Annotated in this window: 12 protein-coding genes and 3 tRNA genes; 6 read left to right on the top strand and 9 right to left on the bottom strand. The window is 49.6% G+C overall.

The window, feature by feature from the left end; genetic code table 11:
• Positions 1–21: 21 nt before the first annotated feature.
• The 5 genes from DB48_RS16150 to DB48_RS16130 all read right to left on the bottom strand — a co-directional run bounded on the left by DB48_RS16150 (position 22) and on the right by DB48_RS16130 (position 3,741).
• Positions 22–1,215, bottom strand: coding sequence for an amino acid aminotransferase (locus DB48_RS16150; protein ID WP_041511243.1), 1,194 nt, complete (start codon positions 1,213–1,215; stop codon positions 22–24).
• A 547-nt stretch (positions 1,216–1,762) separates the two neighbouring features.
• Positions 1,763–1,849: transfer RNA gene (locus tag DB48_RS16145), tRNA-Leu, on the bottom strand.
• 38 nt (positions 1,850–1,887) lie between these two features.
• A tRNA-Cys gene (locus tag DB48_RS16140) sits at positions 1,888–1,961 on the bottom strand.
• A 35-nt stretch (positions 1,962–1,996) separates the two neighbouring features.
• Positions 1,997–2,072: transfer RNA gene (locus tag DB48_RS16135), tRNA-Gly, on the bottom strand.
• A gap of 232 nt (positions 2,073–2,304) precedes the next feature.
• Positions 2,305–3,741 (bottom strand): glyceraldehyde-3-phosphate dehydrogenase, encoded by a 1,437-nt coding sequence (locus DB48_RS16130; protein WP_041511242.1) that lies wholly within the window; start codon positions 3,739–3,741, stop codon positions 2,305–2,307.
• Between the two features lie 203 nt (positions 3,742–3,944).
• Here DB48_RS16130 and DB48_RS16125 point away from each other — a divergent pair, with 203 nt between their 5' ends.
• Together DB48_RS16125 and gap are read left to right on the top strand one after the other, a co-directional pair.
• Positions 3,945–4,784, top strand: a complete 840-nt coding sequence (locus DB48_RS16125; protein ID WP_235375427.1) for a DUF2989 domain-containing protein — start codon at positions 3,945–3,947, stop codon at positions 4,782–4,784.
• Positions 4,785–4,994: 210 nt separating this feature from the next.
• On the top strand, positions 4,995–6,005 hold the full coding sequence (gap, locus tag DB48_RS16120; RefSeq protein WP_041511241.1) for a type I glyceraldehyde-3-phosphate dehydrogenase: 1,011 nt from the start codon (positions 4,995–4,997) through the stop codon (positions 6,003–6,005).
• Positions 6,006–6,129: 124 nt separating this feature from the next.
• Here gap and DB48_RS16115 read toward each other — a convergent pair whose 3' ends face one another.
• The 3 genes from DB48_RS16115 to DB48_RS16105 all read right to left on the bottom strand — a co-directional run bounded on the left by DB48_RS16115 (position 6,130) and on the right by DB48_RS16105 (position 8,522).
• Positions 6,130–6,405: a hypothetical protein gene (locus DB48_RS16115; protein WP_011865802.1), complete on the bottom strand. Its 276-nt coding sequence runs from the start codon at positions 6,403–6,405 to the stop codon at positions 6,130–6,132.
• 114 nt (positions 6,406–6,519) lie between these two features.
• Positions 6,520–7,851 (bottom strand): NAD(P)/FAD-dependent oxidoreductase, encoded by a 1,332-nt coding sequence (locus DB48_RS16110; protein WP_041511240.1) that lies wholly within the window; start codon positions 7,849–7,851, stop codon positions 6,520–6,522.
• A gap of 104 nt (positions 7,852–7,955) precedes the next feature.
• Positions 7,956–8,522 (bottom strand): GNAT family N-acetyltransferase, encoded by a 567-nt coding sequence (locus DB48_RS16105; protein ID WP_041511239.1) that lies wholly within the window; start codon positions 8,520–8,522, stop codon positions 7,956–7,958.
• A 121-nt stretch (positions 8,523–8,643) separates the two neighbouring features.
• On the opposite strand from DB48_RS16105, the gene DB48_RS19735 reads away from it, so the two are divergent.
• Positions 8,644–9,660 carry a hypothetical protein gene (locus DB48_RS19735; protein ID WP_052813829.1) on the top strand — a complete coding sequence of 339 codons (1,017 nt, stop codon included), beginning with the start codon at positions 8,644–8,646 and terminating at the stop codon, positions 9,658–9,660.
• Positions 9,661–9,975: 315 nt separating this feature from the next.
• Here DB48_RS19735 and DB48_RS16095 read toward each other — a convergent pair whose 3' ends face one another.
• Positions 9,976–10,671 carry an SDR family oxidoreductase gene (locus DB48_RS16095; RefSeq protein ID WP_041511238.1) on the bottom strand — a complete coding sequence of 232 codons (696 nt, stop codon included), beginning with the start codon at positions 10,669–10,671 and terminating at the stop codon, positions 9,976–9,978.
• A 311-nt stretch (positions 10,672–10,982) separates the two neighbouring features.
• On the opposite strand from DB48_RS16095, the gene DB48_RS16090 reads away from it, so the two are divergent.
• The 3 genes from DB48_RS16090 to DB48_RS16080 all read left to right on the top strand — a co-directional run bounded on the left by DB48_RS16090 (position 10,983) and on the right by DB48_RS16080 (position 16,953).
• Positions 10,983–11,993: an ecdysteroid 22-kinase family protein gene (locus DB48_RS16090; RefSeq protein WP_235375426.1), complete on the top strand. Its 1,011-nt coding sequence runs from the start codon at positions 10,983–10,985 to the stop codon at positions 11,991–11,993.
• A 583-nt stretch (positions 11,994–12,576) separates the two neighbouring features.
• On the top strand, positions 12,577–13,764 hold the full coding sequence (locus tag DB48_RS16085) for an efflux RND transporter periplasmic adaptor subunit (RefSeq protein ID WP_041511406.1): 1,188 nt from the start codon (positions 12,577–12,579) through the stop codon (positions 13,762–13,764).
• Positions 13,765–13,770: 6 nt separating this feature from the next.
• Positions 13,771–16,953: an efflux RND transporter permease subunit gene (locus tag DB48_RS16080; protein WP_041511236.1), complete on the top strand. Its 3,183-nt coding sequence runs from the start codon at positions 13,771–13,773 to the stop codon at positions 16,951–16,953.
• The last annotated feature ends 132 nt before the right edge of the window (positions 16,954–17,085 follow it).

Below are 17,085 nucleotides of genomic sequence, written 5' to 3'. Positions count from 1 at the left end.
TCTTTAGCAGCGTTTTGCAGCTTATAATACCTTAGCGATCGCCCGGCAGATGGTATCCATGTTGGCGCGGGTCATGCCGGCAACACTAATGCGGCCAGAGCCGACGATATAGATACCAAACTCATCTTTCAGGCGTGTCACCTGATCTTTATTAAGGCCAGAGAAGCTAAACATACCGTTTTGCGCCGAGATAAAGCTGAAATCTTGCGACACCCCCTGCTGAGCCAACGTCTTGACGAACAGCACTCGCATCTCGGCGATACGTTCGCGCATCTGTGTCAGCTCTGCTTCCCATAACTTTCTTAGCTCGGCATCACCAAGAATTGTGGCCACAATCAATGCGCCATGGGCCGGTGGATTAGAATAGCTGCTACGTATGGTGCTCTTAATCTGGCTAAATGCACGCTTCGCCGTCTCTGCATCTTCTGCTACTAGTGTCACTGCGCCGATCCGCTCGTTGTAGAGACCGAAGTTTTTCGAAAACGAGTTAGCCACTAACAGTTCGGGGACCTTACTGGCCACCAGACGTAGTCCTTGCGCGTCTTCTTCTACCCCGGCGCCAAAGCCTTGATAGGCGAAGTCAAACAAGGGGATCAGGCCTTTGTCGACACAAAGCTGGGCAATCACTTCCCACTGGCTGATGTTGAGATCGATACCCGTTGGGTTATGGCAGCAACCGTGAAGCAGCAGTAGATCGCCTTCCTCTGCTTTTTCAAGGCTAGTGAGCATGGCATCGAAGTCGATATCGTGACTGGCCGCATCGTAATAGCCATATTGCTTAACGGTTAAGCCGGCAGATTGAAAAATGTTGTTATGGTTTGCCCAGGTTGGATTGCTCACCCATACGGTACGTGAATCAGTATTACGCACCACAAACTCGGCGGCCATTCTCAGGGAGCCTGTACCACCTGGCGCCTGAGCCGTTACCGCTCGCTTCTCGCTCATTACTGCGTGATCTGCACCAAACAACAAGCCCTGTACCGCCTGGTTGTAGGCGACGACGCCGTCGATACCCAGGTAACTCTTGCTGGTTTCAGTTTCTAGCAATTTTTGCTCGGCCAACTTAACTGACTTAAGAATCGGCGTCTGGCCTGACTCATCTTTATAGATGCCAACACCTAAATTAACCTTATCTGCGCGAGGATCGGCCTTAAAAGCATCGGTAAGACCAAGAATGGGATCTGCGGGAGCCAGTACAACCTGGTTAAATATCATGGTGATGTTCCTAAACGTCGTCATAAGAAGGGGTTCGGGGCTAGTTATACCACTGTCTTAGCGCCCTTCATAGCGGATATTTTTCTATATCAATATTTTTCTTGTCTCGCCCTGGCTTTGCTGATTTTTGTTGGGTAACTGGGCCATGATTTTAAGAATTATTGATTGAACTGAGCAAAATTTAGAATAATCTTTAAGATGAGATCGGGCTCACACTGAGCTAATTTGGATGACTAAATGAGTGCACTGAAATTTGAAGATGATAGCCAGACCGATTGAGCAGGAGTCATAGAAGGAGCTTTTATACCAATCACAGTAAACATGTGATCAGAAATAGCGCAGGAAAAACGCTTGAGAACAAAGCAGGATTTTTAGATAAGTAGTTATTCTACGATTAAAAATACTAATACAGTTATCGAGCGTTTTAACAAGCTAGAATGATCAATTATTTATTACGATTGGTATTAGGCTAGCTTTTTACCCCAGATACAATAAAGCCCCACTTATTCAGTGAGGCTCTTTTCAATCCGGTTCTATTAACTCAGATTGGTACCCGAGGACGGACTTGAACCGTCACGCTGTTACCAGCGAGGGATTTTAAATCCCTTGTGTCTACCGATTCCACCACTCGGGCCTAGTGTGTTTTATCGTGATTTACGTTAAAACGGAAAGTGGAGGCGCGACCCGGAGTCGAACCGAGATCGACGGATTTGCAATCCGCAGCATAGCCATTCTGCCATCGCGCCTTTATCTGAAGCGGTTTACGGTTTGACCGTAAATTTGGAGCGACATATCGGGTTCGAACCGATGACCTATACCTTGGCAAGGTATCGCTCTACCAACTGAGCTAATGTCGCATCTGAAACGCTTGCCAGCCAAGTGCCCTATCGAGCTTTTCCCTGACTGCGGAAAGGAATTCTACCGATTTACCTAAAAGTGTCAACGTCTATTTATGGCTTATCATTGGATTGTTGCATCGATTGCTGCATTAATCACCTTTATGTCGCTTTGTTAAGCATATTCAACTTGTTATGGATAAAAAAACGCCCCGGTATTAACCGAGGCGTTTAGATTCAGCTAAGTTAAAGCTTACGCGGCAGGCAGAGACTGGTAGTTAAGACCCAGCATCTTCTGCATTACACCAACCACCTGGCAGCTGTAACCGAACTCGTTGTCATACCAAACATAAAGAATGGCACGGTTACCGTCGGCGATAGTGGCTTGCGAATCGACAACACCCGCGTAGCGAGAACCAACCAGATCCGATGACACAATCTCAGTCGACTCGGTGAAATCCACCTGGTTTTGCAGCTCAGAACAAAGCGCCACATTACGTAGATACTCGTTCATGTCTTCTTTGCTGGTTTCGCCATTCAGGTTCAGGCTGATGATAGCCATAGAAACGTTTGGCGTAGGTACGCGGATGGCGTTGCCCGTCAGCTTGCCGGCCAGCACTGGAAGCGCCTTGGCAACAGCTTTAGCCGCACCCGTCTCGGTGATAACCATGTTTAGCGGTGCACTACGACCACGACGATCGGCCTTGTGGTAGTTGTCGATCAGGTTCTGGTCGTTAGTGTATGAGTGAATCGTTTCAACGTGACCGTTTACGATGCCATACTTGTCATTGACCGCCTTAAGTACAGGAGTAATGGCGTTAGTGGTACAGCTTGCCGCCGAGACGATAGTGTCTTCGTCTAGGATGTCATTTTCATTTACGCCGTAAACGATGTTCTTGATCGCGCCCTTAGCCGGTGCAGTCAATAGCACCTTAGAGGCGCCGTTACATCTTAGGTGCAGTCCCAGGCCATCTTCGTCTTTCCAGATACCTGTGTTATCAACCACCAGCGCATTGTTGATGCCGTAGCGAGTGTAATCCACTTCGTCTGGAGAGTTAGCGTAGATCACCTGAATATATGTGCCGTTGGCGATGATTGCGTTGTTCTCTTCGTCTACCTCAACAGAGCCGTTGAATGGACCGTGTACCGAGTCACGACGTAGCAGGCTGGCGCGCTTCTCTAAGTCGCCCTTGCGACCACCGCGCAGAACGATAGCGCGAAGACGCAGCTTGTTGCTCACGCCAGTTCTTTCAATCAGTAGACGCGCTAATAGACGTCCGATACGACCGAAACCATAGAGCACTACGTCGCGTGCTTCTTGGTTGTCTTCATGATCGATTGCCGAGGCCAGCTCTTGGGCCATGTAAGCTTCGATCTGGCTCGCATCGTCATGCTCGCGCCAGTAGTTAACCGCTAACTTACCGATATCGACTTTACATTGCTTCACCTCTAACTTGCTAAGTGCCTCAACAAAAGGAAAACTTTCGCGTAATCTGAGTTTGTCACCCACATGACGACGCACTAAACGGTGTGACTTAATGATCTCGATAGTGGAAGCATTAAGAAGTGGCTTACCGTATAGAACGACTTCTACACCTTGGTTACGATACAACTTACCAAGTAGAGGCTGCATCGCCTCCGCCATTTCGAAACGTTCTTGCCAGCTTTGTAGGTGTTTATCAGCGGTCATTTACAGATCCTTTATCTCACTTTTACTACATTTATTGTAGAAATGATTGAGTAACAAAAAGAAAAGACCAATACTCTATTATTATCGGACGTCAATCCTGTTATTGGTCGGCGCCATTGTAATGAAAAGTGGGCTTTCGATCTAGTAAGATATTTTCTCTAACCATGTAATATTATTAGATAAAATCTAAAGGGGACGCACTTTTGAGATTAAATTTTGTAATCATTACACCATTATTGTCTCTTTTGGCGATTTTCGGCCTGTTTGGCTGCGATAATGCTGCTAATACCGCCACGATTTGTAAAAATAATCCTGAGCTTTGTGACGATTTACATCGCGATAGCTGGTGCAGATATGAGCGAGCAGACCTGATCCGCAAGCGTTTTGCCCTCAAAAACACCCCCTCGCCTTCTGGCAAACAGATCTACCAGCATCTGATCAATCTCGAAAATTACAATAAATGCATCGAACTCGCCGCCGGAGTGCAGCACATCATGCACCCCGAACGCACCAACGATCGAGTGAGAGCCTTCGGTATCAGCGCGCAGAACCTGCAGCAGTTGCGAGACACCACCAAGGACAACCCAGATCTCTATCTCTCCTACTATCACTGGATACGCTTAAATGATCAGGCGGCACTGTCCCGAGTCATCAAGGCACAACAGGCAGGTTTGATAGAGGATATCGAGATCCTGGCGAGTCTCGCCTCCTATTATCAAAAGTCGAATCTCAACAAGGCAAAGGCTCTCTACCTGCAACTGTTAGACCAGAGCGACCCTGACAACTTTAACCCCGACTGGTTGCTGGGTCTTGCCAGTATCTACCACCAGCAAAACGATCTGGAAAAAACCTACCTCTTCTCAAAAGCCAACGTATTGATGACGCGCAACACGGCTTCCGATGCCAAAATGAACGCCTTAATCAAGGGCAACCAACAACTGGCGCAATTTTTAGATGAACAAGCCGACACCTTAGTGGAACATCTTAAAAACGGTGACTACGCTTCTAGTGAGATCCGTGCTCAGTTAAATACCTCATCTTAATTGGGCTTTTTTAATGCTGGCAAAATGTTTGCCACTAGTATTTTTTTTACAGAAATCTGGCCGTTTTTTGTAAAAAATCTGATCTTTGTAAAGAAAACAGCAAATTTGTTAAGCTAACTAGCCAATTAACCCCGATATTGCTTGACGATAGCTGTCAATTTGGTAATTTTACTACCAGATATTTTTATACATTTACCTGAGGGATATGAGATGACTATCCGCGTAGCAATTAACGGCTATGGCCGTATCGGTAGAAACGTACTTCGCGCACTATATGAGAGCGAAAAGCAGTACCCCATCCAAATCGTTGCGATCAACGACCTGGGCGACGCCTCAATCAACGCTCACCTAACCAAGTACGACTCTGTACATGGTCGCTTCAATGCAAAAGTTGAGCACGACGATGAGGCTATCTACGTCAACGAAGACAAGATCAAAACTTTCTCTGAGCGTGACCCAGCGAAACTGCCTTGGGCTGAGCTTGAAGTCGACGTGGTTTTCGAATGTACCGGTATCTTCACTTCTAAAGAAGCCGTTCAGCCTCACCTAAATGCTGGCGCCAAGAAAGTGATCATCTCTGCACCGGGTAAGAATGTTGACGCAACTGTTGTTTACGGCGTAAACAACGATGTGATCACCTCTGACATGACAGTGATCTCTAACGCTTCTTGTACCACTAACTGTCTGGCGCCTTTCGCTAAGCCGCTAAACGACGAGATTGGTATCGAGTCGGGTCTGATGACGACTATTCACGCTTACACCAACGATCAGCGTCTGTCAGACGTTTATCACACTGACCTGCGCCGCGCACGTGCCGCTGCCATGTCTATGATCCCAACTAAGACTGGTGCTGCCGCAGCCGTTGGTCTAGTGGTTCCAGAGCTGGCTGGTAAGTTCGACGGTATGGCAGTACGTGTACCGACGGTTAACGTATCGCTGGTGGATCTCTCTTTCGTTGCCGCACGCGACACCACAGTAGAAGAGATCAACGCCATCATCGAGAAGGCGGCAAGCGTTGCACCAATGAGTGAAGTGCTTTCGGTCAACAAAGAGCCATTGGTGTCTATCGACTTCAACCACAACCCATACTCTTCTAACTTCGACGCTACACAAACCCGTGTAAACGGCCGTCTGGTTAAGGTTATGGCGTGGTACGACAACGAATGGGGCTTCAGTAACCGTATGCTAGACAACGCGGTTGCCCTGATGACGGCTAAGTAAGCCAAGCCATCTAAGTAGTGCACATTCATAAAAAAGGAGCCGTTAGGCTCCTTTTTTGTATCTGGCAATCTTCAAGGTCAAGCCATCTAAACATCACTGTGTTCAGTTAACCTTTTGATGCGCTCTAAAAACGTTTGATGCGCACCACTTTCATCACCTCAAAATCGAAACCTGCTACGGTTTCCGTTTCTGGGTAATAGGTCATATTCACCTTGTGGCCCTGCAAGCTGCGGTATTTCTTGGTGCGGCGAAACTTAAAGGGGGCGTCACAGCCTTCTATGGTTACCGTATGTTGTACCCATTCGTCAATCTCTCTCTGGGTATGGGATAAAATTTTTACGCCCTCTGAATGCACCAGTTTCTGATGTTTATCGAGCATCTTATCTACAACATGTTTCATAGCGGGTAACCTTTATCGATGAGTATTTGCCTGATTAAAAAAACGACAGTAGCAAATTATAGAACATCTCATCGGCTTTGCGTGTGATTAGGCTATGGTAACAAAAATTCGCCGCTAACTGTACCTATCCCTTAGCCAAGCATATTGATAATAAGCACTTTGTCCCAATCGTCTTAGGTGCGCGAAGGGAAACTTAGGCAGAGGTGTTCGATAGAGCGGCAGATCAGGCAGGCGTTCACCGGCAATATGCTGTGCCAGACGATAGGCCGCCTGCGCCGAGAAGGCGACTCCGGCGCCGCAGTACCCCAGACTGTATCCCATATCGCCCTTACTATAGACATGAGGCATATCATCCAAGGCGGCGGCAATCCATCCCGTCCAGTTATGGTCGATAGCGATATCGGTCAATGCCGGGAAGCAATCTGCCATCGCGCTTTTTAAACGTTCGCCATAGCGAGGATCTCTGGCATCCTTACCGCTTATCGCGCCGCGGCCACCAAACAGTAATCTATTGTCACCCAGCAAGCGGTAATAATACTTAAGGCGGCGGGTATCCATCACCACCTGATGTGTCTTAAGACCCGTTGCCTCAAGCTGCGCCTCACTCAAGGGCGCCGTCACTATGATGTTACTCAGTATGGGCAGATATCGATTATCGACCGCCGGATTAAAATGCTTAGGCGTATAAGCATTACCGGCGCTGACGACCTGCCTGGCGATAAGCTCGCCCTTGTCGGTGACCAACCTGTGGTGCGCGCCCTCTTTCAGCCAGGCTCTCACGCAGCTCTCTTCATTCAAGGGCACACCGAGAGACTGCACCGCACGTTTGTAGCCTAAACAAAGTTTTAAGGGATTCACGCCAAAACCATCATTGAGACGCAGGGCACCATAGGCTTGATGATTGTCCATATAGACCGCTTTTAGCTCGGATGGTGTGAGAAACTCGGCATCATCCCCCAGGTGCTCGGCGATGAAATTGGCCGCCGCTTTTAGTGTGCCGTATGCCTTGGCATTATGCGCAATCTTAAGATAGCCCTTGGGTTGGGGATCACAGGCGATATCATGCTGTTTTATCAACTGCTCGACGCGGCGCACCGCCTGTGAAAATTCATCATAGATCCCTCTGGTAGTTTCCATGCCCCACTTCTTGGCCATCTGGCTATAGCCCATACGACCTGAACCTTTGAGCACGAAACCCGCGTTACGTCCACTGGCGCCGAAGCCTATCTGGTTTGCCTCAAGTACCCTAGCCTCGATATTAAATTCGCTGGCAAGATAATAGGCCGTCAGCAGGCCGGTAAAGCCTCCCCCCACAATGGCCACATCGGTCTGTACCCGGCCGTTAAGCGCAGGCAAGGGCTCGGGCCGCGTAACTGTTGTGGCCCAGTAGGAGTCTGGCCAGGGTTGGCGGTCTGGAAAGTCGTTGAGTAAGGGATCGTAAGACATAGGGTTTCTCGACTAATGTTTTTCGCCTAAAGTTTCTCGCCGATAGTATCTGGCAGATATAAAGTGATGACGCTTAAGATGTGATGACTAGTTAACACCTCAACTTAGAAAATGAGGATCATCTCGCAGGCAACGCAGTGACATTCGCTGCCACACAAGACGCAAACATAGTCGGGATGATCAGGATTATTGTTCCAGCGCTCAGGATGTTCCTTAATAAGCTTGCCGCCCGCATTGGTAAAGTAGCCCACGGCGGAGTTATCCGGACTCTGTTTCCACAGGTGACTGACCCCGGCCAATGCCCCCTGAGCCTTGCAGGCCTCTATTGAACTTTGCAATAGGGCTTTACCTATGCCGAGTCCTCTCGCCTCCTCGGAAACGGTATTGCACTTGAAATAACAGCAATCTTCGGCAGCAACCGGCCAGAGCGTGGGCGAACACCAGCGATCCAGTGACCAATTTCCCGGCGCATAGGTGAGCCTAAACCCCACTAACTCTCCCCCTCGATAGGCGACAAAGTTAGCATTGATCCCCGATTTATAGGCCTTATCTTGCATCTCACTCAGCATCTGTTCATCGAGATAGCCATCACCGTGTACCAGATTGCCTAGCGCGATAACCGTCTCAAAATCGTCCTGATTTAGGGGGCTAATTTCTACCTGGCTTTTCATCGCCTTACTCGTCTGTTTACCTTAAATTAACCTCAAGGTAACATAAAAACCCTTAGATAGAGTATGGATGCGACTAAGCGCATATTTCTTGAACAACCCCAAATCATAATGGAGTCATTGGGTGAATATAGATTTCTCACAACCTGCGCTGGAAAACAAATTAAAACAGGCCTCTTCAGTCCCGCAAAGATTCATGCAAGGCCTTAGAAATAAGTGGCAACGGCTAACATTGCCTCAAAGGCTCTATCTATTGGCCGCGCTTTTGCTAATGAGCGAACATTTAGGCTTAGTGGCCATCATCACCACCATTGCCCTCACCCTTGAATTTTGGCCCGTGTTCGAGCGTGTCTGGCACTCTCTCGCGGGTAAGGCTGTATTGCTACTCTTTTACGCCATAGTGGCCAACTACGCGCTGGCGATGGCCAGCGCTATTGTCAACGAGGTGGTGGGTGTGCCGGCGACCCACTTTAACTACACCCATAACTTTGCCATCTTGCTGCTTCTGCCAGCCTGGATATTGGGTATTAGCGCGGTGGGACTCTTGTTTGCACAGATCTTGATGCCTTTCTACCTGCTGATCGCCCTAGTATTGAAGCCCATTGGGATCAAACTCTTTTCCCTTACGGGTAACAGCCACTATCGATTTACGACGCTGATGGTCAGGTTCATCCTCTCTTTCGTCCTACTCTACCATTTGCTCCTACTCATGGGAGACGTCGAGGAGAGAGTGGAATCGGCCCTGAGTGACATAAAAGCCATAGAGCAGACGGTAAAGGGAGATCTAAACCATGATCAGGACAAGTTAGCGACAATTAGCCTTGATGATACTGTTGCCGACAAGGAGATGAACTCACAATTCGCCGCAGTTGATCCAGAAGTGCAAGGCGGACTCGCAAACGCCGAATCAGACGTTGAACCAGACGTTGAATTAGACAAGGAAAAGAATAAAGCAGCTAATACAGAACTGAATAAAGAGCCGAATAAAGCAACAAACACAGCAACAGCAGGCCGCCAGGACGGTGGTAAAGAAGAAAATACAACTGATATTCAAGCAGACCGCAGCAAGACAGCACCACATCCCTTGCAAGAGAATACGCTTCAATACGTCACGCCTATCAGGGAGAGATACGCGAGTTAATCGCCCAGTTTGCCTATCATTTTGAGGCAGACAGCCGATCGCGCTGTGAAAAGCAAGAAGATGCCAACGTCGTCGAACTCAACGACTATGAAATTCTCGAGGTGGTACCGGACGACACGGCAAAATACCATTATCGCTTTACCGTAAGAAAGTGTATTTCACCCGCCTTTCCTGCCACCTAGTGCCAACATTAGTGTCGACATACAAGGAGCTGATTTACTGCTTGGGCGCTAACAGGCGCCCATGACTTTTTACGCCTGGCATGTTGACACGTGTCACTGTGAATAGCCCCGAGGTGAAACCCGGCTTAGCCGGCTACCAGGGGATCACCTTGCCATCAAAATTCAAAAATTGCCCGGACTGGCTCGCATCTAATCTATCGATACAGGCAGCCATCTGTTCTACCGCCTCATTAACCGTGATCAAGGCATTGGGCCCACCCATGTCCGTCTGTACCCAACCTGGATGAAACGCGACGCAGAAGATCGCTTCGCTACGCAAATCGATAGCCAGACTCTTAAGCGCGGCGTTGAGACCCGCCTTTGATGAACGGTAGAGATAGCTTCCACCACTCTGATTATCGGCCATGCTCCCCATCTTAGAGGAGATACAGATCACCTTAGCGTTATTCGCCTTGCGCAACATGGGGTAACAGATTTGGGTGACCATAATGGGGGCTATCGTATTGACTGCCAATACCTTTTGCCATTCTTCAGCCCTTAACTTACCGAAGCCAATCCCCTTAGGTCCATAATAGCCGGCGTTGTTGATCAAGATGTCGATAGCTGTATCGTTGAGATGTTGCGGCAAGGCGCGCAGCGACGCATCATCTGTCACGTCCAGCTGAATAATATTGAGGTTGGCGTGGATTTCTGCAAGCTGAATTAACGCGCTCGCCTCGCCGGGCCGTCGGCAACAGGCTGTTACACGATCACCTTTAGCCAGATAATACCTAACAAAGCCTAAGCCTATCCCACGATTTGCTCCAGTGATCACCACATGGTTAGTCATAACAACTCCTTACGCCATCATTAGATATCATCAGTTAACACCCAGAATCATAACCTAAGGCGTAAACTTTTGCCTGCATCCTAGCGTATCGGGGTCAATGTTTAGGCCTTAGAATTGGTATAAGCATAGGCTTACTATATTTATCCCAGTCGTTATTTTCATTCTCAATAGCAACAAAACAATAGCAACAAAACAATAGCAGCAAGACTATTGCAGCCTTTCCTCGGTTTTTATTGTCTGCGACAATGAGGCAAATTGGATGATCCCAATAGTGCTTTCATAACCCACTCACCCCCAAGGAACCACCTATCTTGAATATTGAGCAAATGCTTTGCCAAACACTCTCCTGCCAAAAGGCCACAAAGCTAGGCATGTTGCAGACGCTCTGGAGTGGCTATGGCGAGATAGCCCGTTATCAGCTAGATGGAAAAGGAAGTTCTCAAACCGTCATTGTCAAGCATATCGCGCCGCCAAGACAAAGCACCCATCCCCATCAATGGGATTCAAAGCTCTCTCATCGGCGTAAGATGCGCTCCTATCAAGTCGAGCTAAATTGGTATCGGCACTACGCCAACCGTTGCCAAGACCGACTTAATCTCCCCACTCTTTTAGCGGCTCATCAAGACAGTGAGACCCAGGAGATGCTGCTGGTAATGAGCGATCTCGACGCGCTGGGATTCAACATGCGTCATATGACGCTTACAGAGTCTCAGCTCTATGCCACCATCGACTGGCTGACGAGATTTCACGCCCTGTTTGTCTACGAAAATTCACAGGGAGAAACCCCATTTGCGGGCCTTTGGCCAATCGGCACCTACTGGCACCTTGAGACTCGCCCCGACGAGCTTGCGGTAATGGCAGCATCTTCACTGAAACAGGCCGCAGCAGCTATCGATGCCAGACTCAATCAGGCCAGGTTTAAGACCTTAGTACATGGCGATGCCAAGGTGGCTAACTTCTGTTTCCACCGCGATAGCGACGCTATGGGAGTCGATGGTGTGGCGGCGTTAGATTTTCAATATGTCGGCAGCGGTGTTGGCGTTAAAGATTTCATTTATCTATTGGGCAGTTGCCTCGACGAGCGGCAGCTTTCTACCCATTATGACACCGCTTGTAACCGCTATTTTCAAACGCTTAGCATGCAGTTATCCGCTAAATGGGCGGCCAATGAAATCGACGAACTGATAGAGGAATGGCAAGCCCTACTCCCTTTTGCCTGGGCCGACTTTGAACGCTTTCTTGCCGGCTGGCAGCCACAGCATCACAAGCGAACTGGCTTTAGCCACAATATGACGGAGCAGGCGCTCAAAGCGCTGATTTAAAGACTTTCTAGGGAACTCTTTTAAGCACATTTTCAGAAAGATTACTCTATACTTGAAAGGCCATATATCGGCATTAAAAAGGTTCAGCTGAGGCCCGAAAACACGGGGCAAATCGCCTCAAATAGCGCTACAATCATACTAAGAGAGTGCTCGATATACGCAAACGGGTGAGTACCCAAATGTGCTATCTAAGTTAGCCAATAACGCGGCATCACACTCTCTTTCTAATGCCTGGTTTTTAATATCGGTTTTCGTTATTGGTTTCTATCGCTGCTTTTTTGTCTCTTTCTTGCCTGTTTTGTGCCTCTTTTTTTGACTCTAAGTATCTGGCGTTAGCCTTGGGTGTTTGCACCGGCATACTTTATTGAGCTCAGGATTGCTCGAAACAGAGCTATACGCCTTCATCCGCTAGTGCTTAAGAACGCAAAGTTTAACAAGGCAGATTACATACCTGTTTACATTTAACCGCTTTAACAAATCCCCCATTTCGATAACATTTACCCTGCAAGAAGTCTTTCGCCAAAGTAAGATATTGTTTTTATCAATAGAATTAACATCATAGCTCCAACAAGAGGAAGTGTTTGTGGCTACTGCAAAACAGATCGTATTACCTATCGTCGTGCTGGCCGTCGGTATCGGCACCTTTGCCGTGCTAGCGTCGATGAAAAAACCACCACAAGAGAAACCCGTCGCTGACAATACTCCCGTCGTGGCAGTCGACATAATCGACAAGGAACCCATGACTTTTACCGTTAACTCCTACGGCATCGTCAACGCCAAATATGAGACCGAGCTTGTCTCACAGGTCTCAGGTGAAATCGTCTACCTGAGCGATGCCTTCGTTCGCGGTGGCTTAGTCAAGAAAGGCCAGATCTTGGCAAAGATAGATCCCAGTGATTACGAGGCGGCTCTCATCGACGCCAAGGCTACAGTGGCCAGTGCCAAAGCGACTCTGGTGCAAGAGAAGGCTTATGGCAAGGTAGCCGCCGAAGAATGGAAACGGATCGAAAACGGCACGCCTACCGAACTGAGCCTGCGTAAACCTCAGTTGGCACAAGAAGTTGCCCGTCTTAACTCATCCGAGGCCGGCCTCAAACGAGCCACCCGCAATCTAGAGCGCACGGTGATCAAGGCGCCTTACGACGCCTTAATAGAGAGCCGTCATATCGGCCTGGGCTCTTACGTCTCTACCGGTACCCAACTGGGTAAGCTGCTTAGCACAGAGAAGGCCGAGATCCGCCTGCCCCTACCCGATAAAGAGATCCGGTACCTGGATAACAAGGGCCTGGGCGCTCAGGTCATTGTCAGCGGAAACTTTGCCGGTGAACAAAAGACTTGGCGTGGTCAGATCGTGCGCAGCGAGGGTGTGATAGACAATCGCAGCCGCATGACCTATCTGGTAGCTGAGGTTATCGACCCCTACGGTCTCAAAGACAACAAACAGCCCCTCAGATATGGCAGTTATATCACCGCGAGCATCCATGGTTCTCAGGCGCAGGATGTTACGACCATCGCCAGACACCTGGTGGTTAACGATAAAGTCGCCATCATGACGCCGGAAAATACCCTGGCATTCAGATCGGTCGATATTCTGCGCCAACAAGGCACTCAAGTGGTGATCGGTGAAGGCTTAAAGGATGGCATGCGCCTCATTACCTCGGCGCTGGACTATCCCATTGAAGGGATGAAACTCGCCCTTGCCTCTGACAAGCAGGAGGCTGCTGAAGATGAAGCGGTCGTCCAACAACTTGCAATGGAAGACAAGGAGTAAGGGCGAATGCCAGATCCAAATAAAGGCTTGATCGCCTGGTTTGCCCGCAACAGTGTGGCGGCAAACCTATTGATGATCATCATCATTATCGGCGGACTGTTAACAGCCAGCACCATACGTAAACAGTTCTTCCCTCAGACCGAGACTAACTGGGTCGAGTTTAGCGCCTTCTATCCTGGCGCGGCGCCGCAAGAGGTTGAAGAAGGGATCACCATTAAGGTCGAAGAGGCGCTCGAACGTATACAAGGCCTGAAACGTGTGATCACCTATTCAAACCGTAACTCGGCATCGGGCTACTTCCGTATCGAAGATTCCTATGACCCTCAGGTGGTGCTTGATGAAATCAAGTCGGAAATCGATTCGATCTCGAGTTTTCCCGATGGCATGGAGCGCCCCCGCGTCGAGCGCATTAAAAATAGACAAGAGGTGTTCTATATCAGCCTCTATGGCGATCTGCCCCCCAAGCAGCTTAAGGAGTTTGGCGAGAAGATCCATGATGAGCTGATGCAACTGCCGCTGGTAAACATCACCGAGTTTTATGGCGGGCTGGACTATGAGATGTCCATTGAGGTCAGCAAAGATAAGCTTCGCGAATACAACCTCTCCTTTAACGATGTGGCCAAGGCTGTGCGTGGCTATTCGCGCAACATGTCGGCCGGTCAAATCAAGGCTGAGAATGGTTACATCAGCCTGAGGGTGCAAAATCAGGCCTATGTGGGCTATGAGTTTGAAAACCTGCCGCTGATCACCTTAGAGGACGGCACTAAGCTAATGCTTGGTGATGTCGCCAATGTGATAGACGGTTTCGAAGAGGGGATCCAATACTCCAAGTTTAACGGCAAGAACTCGGTCACCTTCTTCGTGGGCGCCTCAAACGATCAGAGCATGACGGATGTGGCTAAGGTGGTGAACCAATACGTCGAGGATAAGCAGGCCACCCTGCCCCAAGGGCTCAACCTAGAGACCTGGGTCGATATGACTTATTACCTTCAGGGGCGATTGGATCTCATGCTCGACAGCATGAAGAGCGGCGCCATCCTGGTATTTATCATGCTCGCCCTCTTCCTGCGGGTTCGCCTGGCCTTCTGGGTCATGATGGGGCTACCTGTCTGCTTCTTAGGTACACTGCTGCTGATGCCGACGGCCATGATAGATGTCACCATCAACGTGATCAGCCTGTTTGCCTTCATCCTGGTACTGGGGATAGTGGTCGACGATGCCATCGTCATGGGCGAGAGCGCCCATACCGAATGTGAAGAAAAGGGGCAAACCCTGGACAATGTGATCCGCGGCGTAAAGAAAGTGGCTATGCCCGCGACCTTCGGGGTGTTAACCACCATCGCTGCCTTCTTACCTATCACCATGGATGACGGCCCCTCATCGGCCTTCGGTCAATCTATCGGTTATGTGGTGATCCTGTGTCTTTTATTTTCTCTGGTAGAGTCCAAACTCATCCTTCCGGCGCACTTAGCCAAGATGAAACCGAAAACCGAGATTAAACCCGGCTCAAAGAATCCCATCAATCTGCTGCGTATCGGTGTGAACTACCTGCAGGGCAAGGTGGACGCCGGACTTCAATTTGTGATCTATCGTCTGTATCAACCTTCACTGACCCTATCGGTAAAATACAGATACATGATCATTACCCTGTTCGTCAGTCTCATCTTGGTATGTGCCGGCCTCTATTCAGGTGGCGTGCTTCGCTATGTGGGGCAACCTAAGATCCCCCATGACTTTCCGAGGATCAGCGTCGAGATGAACCTGGACTCATCTGAGCATTCGACCCTCTCCGCGGCATTGGCAATCGAGCAGGCACTGCACAAGGTCGACGATCAGCTCGAGCAGGAGTTTGGCCAGCGGATGATTGCCGATATGCAGGTGGATCTGCAAGGCAGAACCCGTGCCCAGGTGATGACCAAGCTGGTGGATCCCGAGCTGCGCCCTATCGATACCTTCGCCCTTGCCGAGCGTTGGCGTATGGCCATGCCTCAGATCCCTGGGGTTAAGTCGTTCAATATTCGCGACAACCTCTTCGGCGGCGGCCGCGACGATGGTGACATCAGCTTCCGCCTCGAAGGCAAGGACGAAACACAGCTGGTCGCGGCGGCCAAGGCACTCAAGGCCAAGCTCAATAGCCTACAGGGCGTAGGCGATGTCAACGACAGCCGTCAATCCAGTGCCAAAGAGGTGCAGTTCAGCCTTAAGCCACTGGCCAACAGCGTCGGACTCACCCTCGCCGATGTGGCCTCTCAGGTCAGTGCCAGCTTCTATGGCCTCGAGGCCCAGCGTATTTTGCGCAACGGAGAGGAGATCAAGGTGATGCTGCGTTATCCCGAGGAGCAGCGTAACTCCATCGCCCATGTGACAGAGGTGATGATCCTCACGCCACAGGGCGCAGAGATCCCGCTCTCAGAGGTCGCCGAGATCCAGGTCACCCAAGGGGTGAGTGGCATCAGACGTGAAAATGGCAACCGCACCATCAACGTCTGGGCCTCGGTAGATGCCTCACAGGCAGAACCCTTCAAGTTAGCCCAGGACATTCGCGATAACTTTATCCCTGAACTGCTGCGTCAGTACCCAAGGGTGAAGAGTGAAGTTGCCGGCAACATTCAGGAGCAGCTCGACAGCGCCAATACTCAGATGCGTAACTTCATCATCTCGCTACTGGTGATCTACAGCCTGTTGGCCGTGCCCTTGAAATCCTATGTGCAGCCTATGATGATCATGTCTGTCATCCCCTTCGGCATCATTGGCTCTGTGCTTGGCCACATGCTGTTAGGGATAGATCTTAGCGCCCTCTCCCTCTTTGGCATCATCGCCGCCGCGGGTGTGGTGGTTAACGATTCCCTGGTGATGGTTGATTACATCAACCGAGCCCGCCTGGCTGGAGTCAGCATGAAGGTTGCCGTGATTGAGGCGGGTTGTCGTCGTTTTAGGGCGATTCTACTCACCTCGCTCACCACCTTTATCGGCCTGGTACCGATTATGAGTGAGACCAGCATGCAGGCGCAGATGGTTATCCCTATGGCGGTATCACTGGCCTTCGGCGTATTGTTTGCCACAGTCGTGACCCTGGTGCTGATCCCTTGTCTCTATGTCGCCATCGAAGACACCAAGGCATGGTTGAGTAAGATCTACAACCGACTCGCTGGCGTTAAGGTGAATCAAGAGGTAGTAGCAGAGCAATAAGCGAGCTACCGACAAGCACAAACTCAAAAGGCTTCCAGAGGTGGAAGCCTTTTTTCTTGATGAGACAGAGAGGACTGATAGATAGTGGGCTTAAACGTTAGGAACCCGGCCATTACTCGAATGCTTTAAGCT

The sequence above is a fragment of the Shewanella sp. cp20 genome (genome assembly GCF_000832025.1).
Classification (GTDB): Bacteria; Pseudomonadota; Gammaproteobacteria; order Enterobacterales; family Shewanellaceae; genus Shewanella.
This window is presented reverse-complemented; position numbering and strand designations above follow the sequence as displayed.